This window comes from Terribacillus sp. DMT04 (assembly GCF_019056395.1).
GTDB classification, from domain to species: domain Bacteria; phylum Bacillota; class Bacilli; order Bacillales; family Amphibacillaceae; genus Terribacillus; species Terribacillus aidingensis_A.
Genome location: NZ_CP077639.1, coordinates 57501 through 73058, shown reverse-complemented (window position 1 = coordinate 73058; position 15558 = coordinate 57501). Strand labels below are relative to the sequence as shown.

Annotated in this window: 12 protein-coding genes and 5 rRNA genes (1 of these 17 cut by a window edge); 3 read left to right on the top strand and 14 right to left on the bottom strand. The window is 46.3% G+C overall.

Translation table 11 applies throughout. From position 1 onward, the window contains the following. Positions 1 to 509: 509 nt before the first annotated feature. From KS242_RS00370 to KS242_RS00330, 9 genes are all read right to left on the bottom strand, one after another. Positions 510 to 1334 carry a DUF6612 family protein gene (locus tag KS242_RS00370; protein WP_217322550.1) on the bottom strand — a complete coding sequence of 275 codons (825 nt, stop codon included), beginning with the start codon at positions 1332 to 1334 and terminating at the stop codon, positions 510 to 512. Between the two features lie 414 nt (positions 1335 to 1748). Then, a complete protein-coding gene (gene yabA / locus KS242_RS00365) occupies positions 1749 to 2099 on the bottom strand; it encodes a DNA replication initiation control protein YabA (RefSeq protein WP_077303894.1) in 351 nt (116 codons plus the stop codon). Between the two features lie 15 nt (positions 2100 to 2114). Beyond that, the gene (locus KS242_RS00360; protein WP_217322549.1) at positions 2115 to 2939 is read right to left on the bottom strand and encodes a PSP1 domain-containing protein; all 825 of its coding nucleotides are present in this window, start codon (positions 2937 to 2939) and stop codon (positions 2115 to 2117) included. 8 nt (positions 2940 to 2947) lie between these two features. After that, positions 2948 to 3934 carry a DNA polymerase III subunit delta' gene (holB, locus tag KS242_RS00355; protein ID WP_217322548.1) on the bottom strand — a complete coding sequence of 329 codons (987 nt, stop codon included), beginning with the start codon at positions 3932 to 3934 and terminating at the stop codon, positions 2948 to 2950. A 24-nt stretch (positions 3935 to 3958) separates the two neighbouring features. Next, positions 3959 to 4396, bottom strand: a complete 438-nt coding sequence (locus KS242_RS00350; protein ID WP_077303903.1) for a YaaR family protein — start codon at positions 4394 to 4396, stop codon at positions 3959 to 3961. 17 nt (positions 4397 to 4413) lie between these two features. Beyond that, positions 4414 to 4743 (bottom strand): cyclic-di-AMP receptor, encoded by a 330-nt coding sequence (locus tag KS242_RS00345; protein ID WP_217322547.1) that lies wholly within the window; start codon positions 4741 to 4743, stop codon positions 4414 to 4416. A 27-nt stretch (positions 4744 to 4770) separates the two neighbouring features. Continuing rightward, complete coding sequence (tmk, locus tag KS242_RS00340) at positions 4771 to 5403, bottom strand: dTMP kinase (protein ID WP_217322546.1); 633 nt, start codon at positions 5401 to 5403, stop codon at positions 4771 to 4773. An 11-nt stretch (positions 5404 to 5414) separates the two neighbouring features. Next, complete coding sequence (locus KS242_RS00335; RefSeq protein WP_217322545.1) at positions 5415 to 6827, bottom strand: aminotransferase class I/II-fold pyridoxal phosphate-dependent enzyme; 1413 nt, start codon at positions 6825 to 6827, stop codon at positions 5415 to 5417. Between the two features lie 79 nt (positions 6828 to 6906). Continuing rightward, positions 6907 to 7086 carry a sigma factor G inhibitor Gin gene (locus KS242_RS00330; RefSeq protein WP_217322544.1) on the bottom strand — a complete coding sequence of 60 codons (180 nt, stop codon included), beginning with the start codon at positions 7084 to 7086 and terminating at the stop codon, positions 6907 to 6909. 307 nt (positions 7087 to 7393) lie between these two features. Here KS242_RS00330 and KS242_RS00325 point away from each other — a divergent pair, with 307 nt between their 5' ends. From KS242_RS00325 to KS242_RS00315, 3 genes are read left to right on the top strand one after another with little or no spacing between them, the layout of a single operon-like run. Beyond that, positions 7394 to 7954: a sigma-70 family RNA polymerase sigma factor gene (locus tag KS242_RS00325; RefSeq protein WP_217322543.1), complete on the top strand. Its 561-nt coding sequence runs from the start codon at positions 7394 to 7396 to the stop codon at positions 7952 to 7954. Then, positions 7951 to 8103 carry a YvrJ family protein gene (locus KS242_RS00320; RefSeq protein ID WP_077303920.1) on the top strand — a complete coding sequence of 51 codons (153 nt, stop codon included), beginning with the start codon at positions 7951 to 7953 and terminating at the stop codon, positions 8101 to 8103. Before KS242_RS00325 ends, KS242_RS00320 begins: the two co-directional genes overlap by 4 nt. A 1-nt stretch (position 8104) precedes the next feature. Beyond that, positions 8105 to 8344 carry a helix-turn-helix domain-containing protein gene (locus tag KS242_RS00315; RefSeq protein ID WP_217322542.1) on the top strand — a complete coding sequence of 80 codons (240 nt, stop codon included), beginning with the start codon at positions 8105 to 8107 and terminating at the stop codon, positions 8342 to 8344. A gap of 40 nt (positions 8345 to 8384) precedes the next feature. Here KS242_RS00315 and rrf (KS242_RS00310) read toward each other — a convergent pair. The 5 genes from rrf (KS242_RS00310) to KS242_RS00290 form a co-directional block, all read right to left on the bottom strand. Next, positions 8385 to 8497, bottom strand: a 5S ribosomal RNA gene (rrf, locus tag KS242_RS00310). A 250-nt stretch (positions 8498 to 8747) separates the two neighbouring features. Then, a 23S ribosomal RNA gene (locus KS242_RS00305) occupies positions 8748 to 11672 on the bottom strand. A gap of 184 nt (positions 11673 to 11856) precedes the next feature. Continuing rightward, a 16S ribosomal RNA gene (locus KS242_RS00300) occupies positions 11857 to 13418 on the bottom strand. Between the two features lie 303 nt (positions 13419 to 13721). After that, positions 13722 to 13834: ribosomal RNA gene (gene rrf / locus KS242_RS00295) — 5S ribosomal RNA — on the bottom strand. Between the two features lie 238 nt (positions 13835 to 14072). Next, positions 14073 to 15558, bottom strand: a 23S ribosomal RNA gene (locus KS242_RS00290); it runs 1439 nt beyond the window's last position. The 16S, 23S and 5S rRNA genes sit together here, the layout of an rRNA operon.

The following is a 15558-nucleotide window of genomic DNA, read 5'->3' as shown; positions in this document are numbered from 1 at the left end:
TCAAAGGTATCTTATAATGAGGGAATAGTTGAAATATGTAGATCATCCATATGATTGTATAGCAAGTATAACTATCTCTTAAGAATCAAGACGATAGATTGTCTCAAAAAACTATGCATTTTAAGATGGCGATCTTAGAAGACTAAAAAAGAATAAGCTAATGAGCCCACAAAGTCAATTAACCGGGACACTATCTACAGAAAGAGAACTATCTGTCTTGTTACGGAAAGAACTTCTAACACTATTCAATACTACAGAAAAAAATATCTCTTGGGATGGTTACACATTAACAAACGTTGGTTATAAAAACTAGTTGAGAGGATTATTTAAAGCAGAGGGGAATAGTGAAGATTGAATTCATGTATGGAGAGAATTATACATACTTATCGTTACCCATGTGCATATATACAAAAAAACAGGATTCTGAAAGAGGCAGCAATGCCAATCAAAATCCTGTTCATAAATCACCTATCACACTTGCTCTAAAAGGAATCTTTATTAAGCACTGCTTAGTAAGCCATACCTGCTTCTTCGGTTATATCAATAGCACCTTCTACTTCCTCTGGCAGCTCAATAGCGTCCGTTTCATTGAAGTTATCTGTATTAACTTCTATCACAGCATTTACCGTACCTTCTTCACCTGCTTGGGTTGCCTTCATAACCATATCAATTTTGTAGTTCTTGAAATAGTTGGTTTCTTTGTCAATCGTGATAGTGTAGTCAAACTTATCATAGGAGACATCCTCTAAGGCCACAATCTCTTCATAAGAGGCACCCATCTCTTCTTCCACAATATCTTTCATTTTATCTTCGGCTATCTTTACATCAAGAATATATTCTGTATCTGTTTCAGAAACCGTTATACTATCGGCCATTTTCTGTACTGTCTTAATCTGGCTGCCTATCGGTTGCTCATATTGCTTCGGATCGAGGGCAGCACTAGTTTCGGAATCTGCATCCATCTTATACCACGCCGCTGTAGTTGGTTCATATAAGTAGAGTGTATCATCCTTAATGTACGATTCGACTTGTTCACCCATTGTGTCCATGTTTAGCTTCATAGATATAGTTGGCTCCATTACGATTGTTCCTGATATGGAACTAGTAGTTGACTGCTCAACACCTGGCGCATTGATATCCATCTTCATATTCATATCAATATCAGCACTCTTCATATCAGCATCCGCTTCAAAGCTTTTCTCTAGAATCTCTTCCGGAGATGGTGTTTTCTTTTCTTCCCCTTTTGATTCTGTTGAAGCCTCATTAGCTCCACATCCAGTTAAAAATAATGCAATTGCCAGTACGAACCAACTAAGGTGTTTTGCTGCTTTCATCTAATCCCTCCAATTTTTTCTTAACAGAACGAACTTCACCACTGTATGGTTGTGTTGGTATGTCCTATTACTATTCCTGTATTAAAAGTCCGCTTTGAAATGTCCACCAAATTATAACGTTTTTAACTGGATTTGTTTAACAATAACTTACAAAAATCAACATTTAAGGATAATTGCCTACAAATCTCTAAGCTTCTATACATAAAAAAGATAAAGAAGACCTAGAGGCACATGAGAATAGAGTTCTACATTTTTCCTCATCGGTTTAATAGTTAGAAATCATATTTCGAACTTTTAACTTTACGCTAATCAAGGTTTGTAATATGACATCATGTACACTGTCTAATATTATATTCTCTCCATTTTTATCAACAAAAAAGGCTCTCCTTACTATAAGTAAGGAAAGCCTTCACGTTATTTATTCTTATTCAAGAACGTCAAACAGAACAAGCAATCTTCATTACGTCTCGGACTGCCGAAGTGCACATTACAGATATGGAAACCTTCTTCATATAAGCGAGCCAGGTTGTCATATCCTTCGCCAATCGGTGCTTCCTTAGACGGTGCGGCCTTGCTGCCAGCTTTTTGCTCCTGTGCAGCTTGGCCATCTAGACGATTGCGCAGATGATGATTCTCTACCGTTAAACGGTTGTTCTCTTCCAACAGCTCCGCTACATGACCCTTAACATCACCCAATTGCTTGTACAGCTGGCCAATCTGCTCTTCCATCTGTGTGACATGCTCCAGTATTTCCTTCTTATTCACCGTCTCTCCACCCCATCAGTCCATGGCTTGCGTTGAGATAACTCCTTCTTCGATCAGTTCATCTAAGGTATACTCGATAACCCGTTCCTTCTCCGGTACTTCAATCTGAATCAACCGTTCCAAAATGTTCAGGCCTACTACCTTACCTGATCCGTAAGAAGTCCGAATCGCGTCACCTAAATCCGGCAGCTCACGTTTCGCCTCTTCGTACTCATCATTTTCATACTTCAAACAGCACATAAGCCTGCCGCATAAGCCGGAGATCTTCGCCGGGTTCAGTGATAGGTTCTGATCCTTTGCCATCTTGATGGACACTGGCTCGAAATCTCCCAGAAAAGTAGAGCAGCAAAGCATTCTGCCGCAAGGACCAATTCCACCTAGCAACTTTGCTTCGTCACGCACACCAATCTGTCTAAGTTCAATCCTAGTCTTAAACACTGCTGCTAAATCTTTCACCAAGTTACGGAAATCAACCCGGCCGTCTGCTGTAAAGTAGAAAATTACTTTATTTCGGTCGAAAGTATATTCTACTTCAACCAGATTCATATCCAGTTTGTGATCGCGAATCTTTTTCTCACAAACTTTGTATGCTTGCGCAGCGTTCTCTGTATTTTCCGCCACGCTATATTTATCTTTGTCTGTTGCGATACGAATAACCTTTTTCAGAGGAAGGACAATATCCTCTTCGTCTACTTGCTTATCTGCAAGTACAACTCGTCCGAATTCTACGCCGCGAACAGTCTCTACAATAACATAATCGCCCAGTACAACAGAAAGGTTGCCTGGATCAAAGTAATAAATCTTACCCGCCTTTTTAAAACGGACACCAATGACTTGCATCTACCAATTCACCTCTGCATCTGAAGTGTTAATTTCTCCATAACAAGTGCAGGATGGACATTTTGATCTAATTGGCGTTTTGCTTCCATAATAGACTGCAAACAATCTGTAGCTCGCTGCCTCGTCCAATGGCGAAGGCTGTTTTCAAGCCTGTCTTTTTCCTGTATATAGATAATGGAATCCGGCCTGTCAGCATAAAGATAAATAATGTCTTTAAACCACAATAATAGCAGATGTAATGCCAATTGCTGTATTTCGCGGTCCTTCATTACAGGCATCCATTGGCTATGGACAAACAAAAGCGCTTCATTAGGCCTAGTTTCCAGCACTTCTACTAATTGTACCACTAGTTTTCGCGCTTTAGCAAACCACTCTTGCCCGGAAATCTCTATTGCTTCCTCAAAATTGTTCGTTAGCTGGGATAAAAGACGAGCTGAGGACGAAGATATTCCCTCGGAAATAAGCAATTCTGCAAATTGTCCTTCCTGTAATGGCTGCAGTGCTAGTATCTGACACCTAGATTGAATTGTTTGCAGCAGAGCCTGACTATTCTCAGTCAGTAATACTGCCGTTGTATGAGCTCCAGGCTCCTCCAAAAACTTAAGCAGGCGATTGGATGCATTTGCTGTCATTTTATCCGCATCTTCCATGACATATACCTTGCGTTCCGATTCCATACCCGTGTAAGAAAATTCTTTTTGCAACTTGAGAATTTGTTCATTCTTGATTGATGCACCATCCGGAACAATCCAATGAAGGTCTGGATGGTTGCCTGAATCAATACGGCGGCAGTCCTTACATGCATTGCAAGGTTCTGCACCTGTGCGGTTCATACAAAATATACTTTTGGCATACAAACGGCTCAATTCCGCTTTGCCAGTACCACGCGATCCCTGAAATATGTAGGCATGAGATATTCGATCGCGCAACAGACTGTTGATGAGCATTTTGCTCACCACAGGCTGCTTGGCAGACATTTCCGTCCAATTAGACATACTTTTCTTCCTTTATCAGTTACTTCACGTGTAAAGGTTAAACAGGAGCCCTTTTATTTCTCCAATCAGTCCGAGTACACCAATCTGCTGCTTTTCTTGATCCATTAAGATCTCTGTCAGCTCCATTAGTTTCTCATCTATTTGGCGTACTGTTGTGAGTCGCCGGGCCCCGTTCTGGTTCCAGGAATGCTCATGATGCAGCTCCATTCCATTTTCCTTTACATCTTCCATGAATTTCTTGATCTTTCTTTTATATAAAGTAAGCTCGCGAAATGACCTTGTCTTTGCAAGGCGTTCTCCTTGCTTTGTGATGTCCGTTATCAGCTGCTGTAACTCAGCCCCTTGCAGTTTCCTGCTTTGAGACTGCACCAAGTCTTGAAACCGTCTTGGTTCTGTTGGTGTCTGTGTTGTATTCTTACGTGCGGCATCCAGCTGTGCACGTATCTCCGGACCGATTTTCAACGGTATAGTCTCCTTTTTTAGAACTTGAAGAAGGAATCAACAGGCAGTACAAATACAGTTGCTCCGCCAACTTCTACTTTGACCGGGTTCGGGATATAGGAATCTGCATTGCCTCCCATAGGGGAGATAGGTGCCACCATCTGATTGCGCTGGCTACAGTTATCCTTGATGATATCCATCACATCATCTACTTGGTCATCTTCACAACCAACCATAAGTGTCGTATTCCCTGCTTTAAGGAAACCGCCAGTCGTAGATAGCTTAGTTGTTTTGTAATTTTTATCCCCGAGTGCATCTGTCAATCTGTTACTATCTTTATCCTGAATAATTGCTAATACTAATTTCATCGCAATTCCTCCTCCATGTCTTTTCCATTACTTCTGCTTTAAAAAAGTCATGATCGCCTGCACAGCCTCTTCCGCTACATCTGCAAGCGGCTTAGCAGCATCAAGTGCTACAAAGCGGTTCTTGTATTGCTCCTGCAAGATCTTATACCCTTCATAGACACGCTCATGAAAGGATAAAGCCTCCAAGTCCAACCGATTCTTTTCTCTACCCTTATTCTCCGAAATTCGTGCTAATCCTTCTTTTGGAGAAATATCAAAGAATAGTGTCAAATCTGGCATGGTCGATTCAACAGCGAAGCGATTTATTTCCATCACTTCCTCCATTCCAAGTCCGCGTGTATACCCTTGATAGGCCAAGCTGCTGTCAACAAAGCGATCGCACAGTACTATCATTCCCTGTTCTAAAGCCGGCCACACCTTCTCCACAAGATGTTGTCTTCTTGCAGCAGCATAAAGCAGTGCCTCTGTGCGTCCATCCATTTTCGTGTTAGATGGATCCAAGATGACAGCACGAATGGCTTCTGCAATCTCAATACCGCCTGGCTCACGCGTCGATAGCACTTGATAGCCTTCTTTCTCTAAACGAGCTGTTAACAGCGGAATAGCAGAAGTCTTGCCTGCTCCTTCTCCGCCTTCCAGCGTAATAAACAATCCTGTCAAAATCATTCTCCTCATTTGCTATACGTAAGCATCCCTTCTGCAATCCGTTCATTTTGAAAAGAGATACTGCTATTCTTCCATAATTGTATCATTTCCACATGCTGTTTTGTAACGATTTCTCCTTTTGTCAGCACCGGAATACCAGGAGGATATGGAATAACCGATTCAGCTGCAATCATGCCGACTGCTTCTTGCCACACTGTAAACTTCTCCTGCATTTTCTCCATCTCTGAATAGCTAATGGCTAGTTCCGTTATAGGCTGTGTAAAGAGGCGAACCTCATGCACAGGCGTTCTCTTTGAATAGCTACTACCTACAGCAGCGATTACCTCTCTCAATCGCTGCAGCTCATCCTGCGTCAGGCTTTCTAGTCCATGGACAAGCAAAATATGCCGATCTGTGACTAGCTCCGGGTAAACGCCGTGTGATTCCAGTTCAGCTGCCAGCTGTCTTGGCTGATAATCCGGCTTTACCAGCAAAACAATCTTAAGCCAGTCACCATCCGGACTTTCCACTTCCCAGCAATCTGATTGAGCAAGTAAGCTCCGCAAGCTTTCGACAGCCTGCTGCAGCTCATTCATATTCTCCTCTGTACGTGTAGCTAAATACTTCCTTGCTGTATCTAAAGAAGCCAGCAGCAAATAAGACGGACTGCTGGACTGCAGCATTCGTAAATACCGATCAATAATACCTACCGGAACAGTGCTCTCTTCGCTTACATGCAAATAAGAGGCCATCGTGAATGCTGGAGCCATTTTATGAGCTGACTGTACCACTACGTCTGCTCCTGCCTGCAGTGCGCTCATCGGGAGTGACTCAGCTGTTTGGAGATGTGCACCATGTGCTTCATCGATCAGCACTGGCATGTTTGCTGCATGCGCCGCATCTATTACACTTTTTAGATCAAAAACCGTGCCATAATAATCAGGGTACGTTAAAATAAGCGCTTTTGCCTCTGGATACATCTTAATCGCATCATAAACTGTATGCGGTGTTGGATGTGTGTATCTTGCTTTTGCTTCATTATACTCGGGAGCTAAAAAAACCGGCTTTGCTCCTGCGAGTTCTAATCCGTTTAGAATAGACTTGTGACAATTACGCTGTACTAACACTGCCTCATCCTGTTGGATAGTCCCCAATATCATAGCCAAGTTACCGACCGTACTGCCGCCAACTAAGAAACGGGAATGCTTTGCTCCGAAATATGCAGCTGCTAATTGCTGGGCTTTTGCAATTATACCCTCCGGTGCATGTAAATCATCCAAGCCTGACAACTCTGTCTGATCAAGATATGCTGCACATCGTAGAATATCCTCATTGTGAAAAAGAGCGCCATGTTTATGTCCCGGAACGTGAAATGATATCGGTCTTTGTTCTGCAAATTGTATTAAGCTATCATAAAGCGGTGTTTCTTCCTGATTCATTTCGTATTTCTTCCTTTACTCATCTGTTTGTATTCATTATACGGACTAAAACAGAAAGAAAAAAGCCTGGTAAGAGGCTTTAGTGGAATGTCATTTGATTAAGGTTGCGAAGCTTCTTCACAAAATAATGATACTGTACGTCTTTCGGTTCAGTATGGACTATCTTCTGTTCGCATTCTCTGCATATGAAAAGACGATACAATTGGATTCCTTCTTTTTTCTCTTGATCACATATGCCGCATAAGCAACTTTTGCTCATTGTTCTCCACCTCCGTTAGGATAGTTTCTCCTAAACTAACGAACTCTATACCTGCTAACCTTGTATTCTAGCCTATGTTTCCCTAGATCAGATGTTGTTTGTACGCTTTGTACGTATTGACGTTGTCAAACTAAGGACTAGCAGCCTTTTATATACTATAGGAAACTCCCCTAGCAAAAGCACCACAGGATTACCTGGTGGATAAGCAGCTTGGGACTGTCTATAAAAGGCTTTTCAAATAGGCTAATTTTTTTTACACTTAAACAGAACATACGTTCGTTTATTTGGTGGAAGGGAGGACTGCATAATGTGCAGCAAGAAAGATCAGTCGCCAACTAACATACATCCCAATGCAGCCTTAATGAATGGATTCTTAAAGGAGAAAGAGCATCTTTCCATTTATCAACAAGCAGTACGTTATCCATCTGCCGCTAATCTAAACCGGCTCAACTCTGCATTTCAGCGTTTTTATACAGAAATACAATTGACCAATTACCTTACAACTACACTCAGTTTTTACGCCAGCAATTACAGCAAACATGCTGCAAGAAAACGAGATCGGGAATTAATTATTCTTGATCAGCCAGCTAATGAAGAACACGACAGCAGTAAAAAGGACATGCTTATTGCCAGAGATGATCAGCAGGTGTATGGATGGGAACAAGCAATTCAAGATCCTGCACTTTTTTCAGCCATACAGGAGCTTCCTGATAAGCAGAAACAGCATCTCGAACTGTGTTTCGTCCATCAGCTCACCCATACCGAAATTGCAGACAAACTTGATATCTCTCAACAGGCTGTGTCGAAATCTATTCAGTCTGCACTAAATAAAATACGGACAGCTCTATCGAAAGGAGCATTACCATGACAACTGATAATTTGATTTCTATGATAGGCAACCTCGGATTCCCTATCGTCGTATCATTCTATCTGCTCATTAGGCTTGAACAAAATATAAAGCGCCTGGAACAGACATTGCAGGCGCTTATAGAACAGATTCAGAAAGGAGAAAATTGATATGGAGAGTTTATTTGACCTAACACTAAAAGCAAAAGCAAACGACAAAGCTGCTATGGAAGCATTGCTCCTTCGCTTTCAGCCAAAGGTTCGCAGATTGAGCAGCAATGCTCCTCATGCTTGGAGAGAAGATATGGAACAAGAATTGTATATTCAACTGATTAAAGCAATTCACCGATTTGAAATTCAAGACATCAATCCACAGTGGAATCTTACACATGCAATTTATCCCGCCATATAAAAAAATCCCTGATCCATTTTTGGATCAGGGATTTCATCTTGCCTGGCAGCGTCCTACTCTCGCAGGGCGAACCCAACTACCATCGGCGCTGAAGAGCTTAACTGCTGTGTTCGGCATGGGAACAGGTGTGACCTCTTCGCTATTACCACCAGACAATTCAAAGATTCAATTAAGAACCCTCAAAACTAGATAAGAAACTTCATGCTCTTACATCTCATGCGCTGCCAAGCACCGGAGTGCTTGGTCTTTGGCGTTGACTTACTAACGTCTAGCTGCGTTGAGCTAGATCCAGCTCCAAAGGCCAGAAACTCCAGTATAAGCAATAGCCCTCCAAGGGAAAATTCCCCTTTACGGCCTCTTGCTTATCCTTACGTTTCTAAACGGCCTTTTCCGCTTTTCGTTTTTAGTTAAGTCCTCGATCGATTAGTATTCGTCAGCTGCACGTGTCACCACGCTTCCACCTCGAACCTATCTACCTCATCGTCTCTGAGGGATCTTACTCATTTAAAATGATGGGAAGTCTCATCTTGAGGGGGGCTTCATGCTTAGATGCTTTCAGCACTTATCCCTTCCGCACGTAGCTACCCAGCTATGCTCCTGGCGGAACAACTGGTGCACCAGCGGTGCGTCCATCCCGGTCCTCTCGTACTAAGGACAGCTCCTCTCAAACTTCCAACGCCCACGACGGATAGGGACCGAACTGTCTCACGACGTTCTGAACCCAGCTCGCGTACCGCTTTAATGGGCGAACAGCCCAACCCTTGGGACCGACTACAGCCCCAGGATGCGATGAGCCGACATCGAGGTGCCAAACCTCCCCGTCGATGTGGACTCTTGGGGGAGATAAGCCTGTTATCCCCGGGGTAGCTTTTATCCGTTGAGCGACGGCCCTTCCATACGGCACCGCCGGATCACTAAGCCCGACTTTCGTCCCTGCTCGACTTGTAGGTCTCGCAGTCAAGCTCCCTTCTGCCTTTGCACGCTACGAATGATTTCCAACCATTCTGAGGGAACCTTTGGGCGCCTCCGTTACTCTTTGGGAGGCGACCGCCCCAGTCAAACTGCCCACCTGACACTGTCTCCGAACCGGATAACGGTTCTGGGTTAGAATGTCAATACAGCCAGGGTGGTATCCCACGGATGCCTCCACCGAAGCTAGCGCTCCGGTTTCTAAGGCTCCCACCTATCCTGTACAAGCTGTACCAACATTCCATATCAGGCTACAGTAAAGCTCCACGGGGTCTTTCCGTCCTGTCGCGGGTAATGCGCATCTTCACGCATAGTATAATTTCACCGGGTCTCTCGTTGAGACAGTGCCCAAGTCGTTGCACCTTTCGTGCGGGTCGGAACTTACCCGACAAGGAATTTCGCTACCTTAGGACCGTTATAGTTACGGCCGCCGTTTACTGGGGCTTCGGTTCACAGCTTCGGGACGAAGTCCCTAACCATTCCCCTTAACCTTCCAGCACCGGGCAGGTGTCAGCCCCTATACTTCGCCTTACGGCTTTGCAGAGACCTGTGTTTTTGCTAAACAGTCGCTTGGGCCTTTTCACTGCGGCTTCTCCTAAAAAGAAGCACCCCTTCTCCCGAAGTTACGGGGTCATTTTGCCGAGTTCCTTAACGAGAGTTCTCCCGATCATCTTCGGTTACTCACCGTGCCTACCTGTGTCGGTTTGCGGTACGGGCACCTATTTCCTCACTAGAGGCTTTTCTTGGCAGTGTGAAATCAGGAACTTCGGTACTAAATTTCCCTCCCCATAACCGCCTGGAATATTGTTGAGTGGATTTGCCTGCTCAACTTCCTCACGGCTTGGACGCGCATAACCAGCAGCGCGCTTTCCTTATCCTCCTGCGTCCCCCCATCGTTCAAGCGGATTTAGGTGGTACAGGAATATCAACCTGTTGTCCATCGCCTACGCCTTTCGGCCTCGGCTTAGGCCCCGACTAACCCTGAGCGGACGAGCCTTCCTCAGGAAACCTTGGGCTTTCGATGAAAGAGATTCTCACTCTTTTTTCGCTACTCATACCGGCATTCTCACTTCTAAGCGCTCCAGCCGTCCTCACGATCGACCTTCACCGCCCTTAGAACGCTCTCCTACCACTGACATCGTAGATGTCAATCCGCAGCTTCGGTGGTGTGTTTAGCCCCGGTATATTTTCGGCGCAGCGTCACTCGACCAGTGAGCTATTACGCACTCTTTAAATGATGGCTGCTTCTAAGCCAACATCCTGGTTGTCTAAGCAACGCCACATCCTTTTCCACTTAACACACACTTTGGGACCTTAGCTGGCGGTCTGGGCTGTTTCCCTTTCGACCATGAACCTTATCACCCATGGTCTGACTCCCAAAGTAGATTGATTGGCATTCGGAGTTTGACTGAATTCGGTAACCCGATGAGGGCCCCTAGTCCAATCAGTGCTCTACCTCCAACCATCATCCTTTGAGGCTAGCCCTAAAGCTATTTCGGAGAGAACCAGCTATCTCCGTGTTCGATTGGCATTTCACCCCTACCCACACCTCATCCCCGCACTTTTCAACGTGCGTGGGTTCGGGCCTCCAGTCAGTGTTACCTGACCTTCACCCTGGACATGGGTAGATCACACGGTTTCGGGTCTACGACCACCTACTATATCGCCCTATTCAGACTCGCTTTCGCTGCGGCTCCGTCTATACAACTTAACCTTGCAGGGGATCGTAACTCGCCGGTCCATTCTACAAAAGGTACGCCGTCACCCATTAACGGGCTTCGACTACTTGTAGGCACACGGTTTCAGGTTCTATTTCACTCCCCTTCCGGGGTGCTTTTCACCTTTCCCTCACGGTACTGGTTCACTATCGGTCACTAGGGAGTATTTAGCCTTGGGAGATGGTCCTCCCGGATTCCGACGGAATTTCACGTGTTCCGCCGTACTCAGGATACACTCCGGAGGAAACCACATTTCAAATACAGGGCTCTTACCTTCTATGGCGGGCCATTCCAAGCCGCTTCATTTACATGGTTTCTTTGTAACTCCAAAGGAGTGTCCTACAACCCCAGAAGGCAAGCCTTCTGGTTTGGGCTAATTCCGTTTCGCTCGCCGCTACTCAGGAAATCGATTTTTCTTTCTCTTCCTCCGGGTAATGAGATGTTTCAGTTCCCCGGGTCTGCCTCATATCACCTATGTATTCAGTGATACGTACTATCCAATAACGAATAGTGGGTTCCCCCATTCGGAAATCTCCGGATCAAAGCTTACTTACAGCTCCCCGAAGCATATCGGTGTTAGTCCCGTCCTTCATCGGCTCCTAGTGCCAAGGCATCCACCGTGCGCCCTTCTTCACTTAACTAATTAAACGCATGATGCTAAAAATTTGCGACAATAAAAATTGTCATTGCTTTAAAGTTTGATGTTCTGGCATGTTGTTTCTTATCTAGTTTTCAAGGTTCACAAGAGAGATTGATCTCTCAAAACTGAACAAACAACCAATTACGACTTGTCTACTACGAAGTAGTAGTTCCAATTATCCTTAGAAAGGAGGTGATCCAGCCGCACCTTCCGATACGGCTACCTTGTTACGACTTCACCCCAATCATTGATCCCACCTTCGGCGGCTGGCTCCAAAAGGTTACCTCACCGACTTCGGGTGTTACCAACTCTCGTGGTGTGACGGGCGGTGTGTACAAGGCCCGGGAACGTATTCACCGCGGCATGCTGATCCGCGATTACTAGCGATTCCGGCTTCATGCAGGCGAGTTGCAGCCTGCAATCCGAACTGAGAATGGTTTTATGGGATTTGCTTAACCTCGCGGTCTTGCTGCCCTTTGTACCATCCATTGTAGCACGTGTGTAGCCCAGGTCATAAGGGGCATGATGATTTGACGTCATCCCCACCTTCCTCCGGTTTGTCACCGGCAGTCACTCTAGAGTGCCCAACTGAATGCTGGCAACTAGAATCAAGGGTTGCGCTCGTTGCGGGACTTAACCCAACATCTCACGACACGAGCTGACGACAACCATGCACCACCTGTCACGCTGTCCCCGAAGGGAATGCCTTGTCTCCAAGGTTATCAGCGGATGTCAAGACCTGGTAAGGTTCTTCGCGTTGCTTCGAATTAAACCACATGCTCCACCGCTTGTGCGGGCCCCCGTCAATTCTTTTGAGTTTCAGCCTTGCGGCCGTACTCCCCAGGCGGAGTGCTTAATGCGTTAACTTCAGCACTAAGGGGCGGAAACCCCCTAACACCTAGCACTCATCGTTTACGGCGTGGACTACCAGGGTATCTAATCCTGTTTGCTCCCCACGCTTTCGCGCCTCAGCGTCAGTTACAGACCAGAGAGTCGCCTTCGCCACTGGTGTTCCTCCACATATCTACGCATTTCACCGCTACACGTGGAATTCCACTCTCCTCTTCTGCACTCAAGTTCCCCAGTTTCCAATGACCCTCCACAGTTAAGCTGTGGGCTTTCACATCAGACTTAAGAAACCGCCTACACGCCCTTTACGCCCAATAATTCCGGACAACGCTTGCCCCCTACGTATTACCGCGGCTGCTGGCACGTAGTTAGCCGGGGCTTTCTGGTCAGGTACCGTCAAGGTACGAGCAGTTACTCTCGTACTTGTTCTTCCCTGACAACAGAGCTTTACGACCCGAAGGCCTTCATCGCTCACGCGGCGTTGCTCCGTCAGACTTTCGTCCATTGCGGAAGATTCCCTACTGCTGCCTCCCGTAGGAGTCTGGGCCGTGTCTCAGTCCCAGTGTGGCCGATCACCCTCTCAGGTCGGCTATGCATCGTTGCCTTGGTGGGCCATTACCCCACCAACTAGCTAATGCACCGCGGGCCCATCTGTAAGTGACAGCCGAAACCGTCTTTCCATTTTCAATCAGGAGAAAGAAAATACTATCCGGTATTAGCCCCGGTTTCCCGGAGTTATCCCAGTCTTACAGGCAGGTTGCCCACGTGTTACTCACCCGTCCGCCGCTCATTCCACTAGAATCACCCCGAAGGGGTCATCTAGCTTCCTGCGCTCGACTTGCATGTATTAGGCACGCCGCCAGCGTTCGTCCTGAGCCAAGATCAAACTCTCCATGAAAGTGTGATGCTTTGCTTCTTGCGCTGACGTTGATCTTATAAAAGATCATGTCGTTTAGTTCGTAATTGGTTGTTTTGTTCAGTTTTCAAAGATCAATTTTGTTCCGTCGCTTATTTAGCGACTAGAACATCATAACATGTTTTCACTTTCTCTGTCAACATGTTTTTTATACTCACTTTGTTGTCAGCTCCGTTCCGAAGCGACTTTAATAATATACCACCATTTCCAACACAATGCAACACTTTTTTTGAATAAAGATATAAAAAAATCCCTGATCCATTTTTGGATCAGGGATTTCATCTTGCCTGGCAGCGTCCTACTCTCGCAGGGCGAACCCAACTACCATCGGCGCTGAAGAGCTTAACTGCTGTGTTCGGCATGGGAACAGGTGTGACCTCTTCGCTATTACCACCAGACAATTCAAAGATTCAATTAAGAACCCTCAAAACTAGATAAGAAACTTCATGCTTTTACATCTCATGCGCTGCCAAGCACCGGAGTGCTTGGTCTTTGGCGTTGACTTACTTATGAGATCTAGCTACAGAAACCAGAAACTACGGCTTAAGCGATAAATCCCTGCTTGAAGAAAAACACTTCACTCCGGGCTTTCTCACTTATTCCTCCGTTTCTAAACGGTTTCTTTCGCTTTTCATTTTAGTTAAGTCCTCGATCGATTAGTATTCGTCAGCTGCACGTGTCACCACGCTTCCACCTCGAACCTATCTACCTCATCGTCTCTGAGGGATCTTACTCATTTAAAATGATGGGAAGTCTCATCTTGAGGGGGGCTTCATGCTTAGATGCTTTCAGCACTTATCCCTTCCGCACGTAGCTACCCAGCTATGCTCCTGGCGGAACAACTGGTGCACCAGCGGTGCGTCCATCCCGGTCCTCTCGTACTAAGGACAGCTCCTCTCAAACTTCCAACGCCCACGACGGATAGGGACCGAACTGTCTCACGACGTTCTGAACCCAGCTCGCGTACCGCTTTAATGGGCGAACAGCCCAACCCTTGGGACCGACTACAGCCCCAGGATGCGATGAGCCGACATCGAGGTGCCAAACCTCCCCGTCGATGTGGACTCTTGGGGGAGATAAGCCTGTTATCCCCGGGGTAGCTTTTATCCGTTGAGCGACGGCCCTTCCATACGGCACCGCCGGATCACTAAGCCCGACTTTCGTCCCTGCTCGACTTGTAGGTCTCGCAGTCAAGCTCCCTTCTGCCTTTGCACGCTACGAATGATTTCCAACCATTCTGAGGGAACCTTTGGGCGCCTCCGTTACTCTTTGGGAGGCGACCGCCCCAGTCAAACTGCCCACCTGACACTGTCTCCGAACCGGATAACGGTTCTGGGTTAGAATGTCAATACAGCCAGGGTGGTATCCCACGGATGCCTCCACCGAAGCTAGCGCTCCGGTTTCTAAGGCTCCCACCTATCCTGTACAAGCTGTACCAACATTCCATATCAGGCTACAGTAAAGCTCCACGGGGTCTTTCCGTCCTGTCGCGGGTAATGCGCATCTTCACGCATAGTATAATTTCACCGGGTCTCTCGTTGAGACAGTGCCCAAGTCGTTGCACCTTTCGTGCGGGTCGGAACTTACCCGACAAGGAATTTCGCTACCTTAGGACCGTTATAGTTACGGCCGCCGTTTACTGGGGCTTCGGTTCACAGCTTCGGGACGAAGTCCCTAACCATTCCCCTTAACCTTCCAGCACCGGGCAGGTGTCAGCCCCTATACTTCGCCTTACGGCTTTGCAGAGACCTGTGTTTTTGCTAAACAGTCGCTTGGGCCTTTTCACTGCGGCTTCTCCTAAAAAGAAGCACCCCTTCTCCCGAAGTTACGGGGTCATTTTGCCGAGTTCCTTAACGAGAGTTCTCCCGATCATCTTCGGTTACTCACCGTGCCTACCTGTGTCGGTTTGCGGTACGGGCACCTATTTCCTCACTAGAGGCTTTTCTTGGCAGTGTGAAATCAGGAACTTCGGTACTAAATTTCCCTCCCCATAACCGCCTGGAATATTGTTGAGTGGATTTGCCTGCTCAACTTCCTCACGGCTTGGACGCGCATAACCAGCAGCGCGCTTTCCTTATCCTCCTGCGTCCCCCCATCGTTCAAGCGGATTTAGGTGGTACAG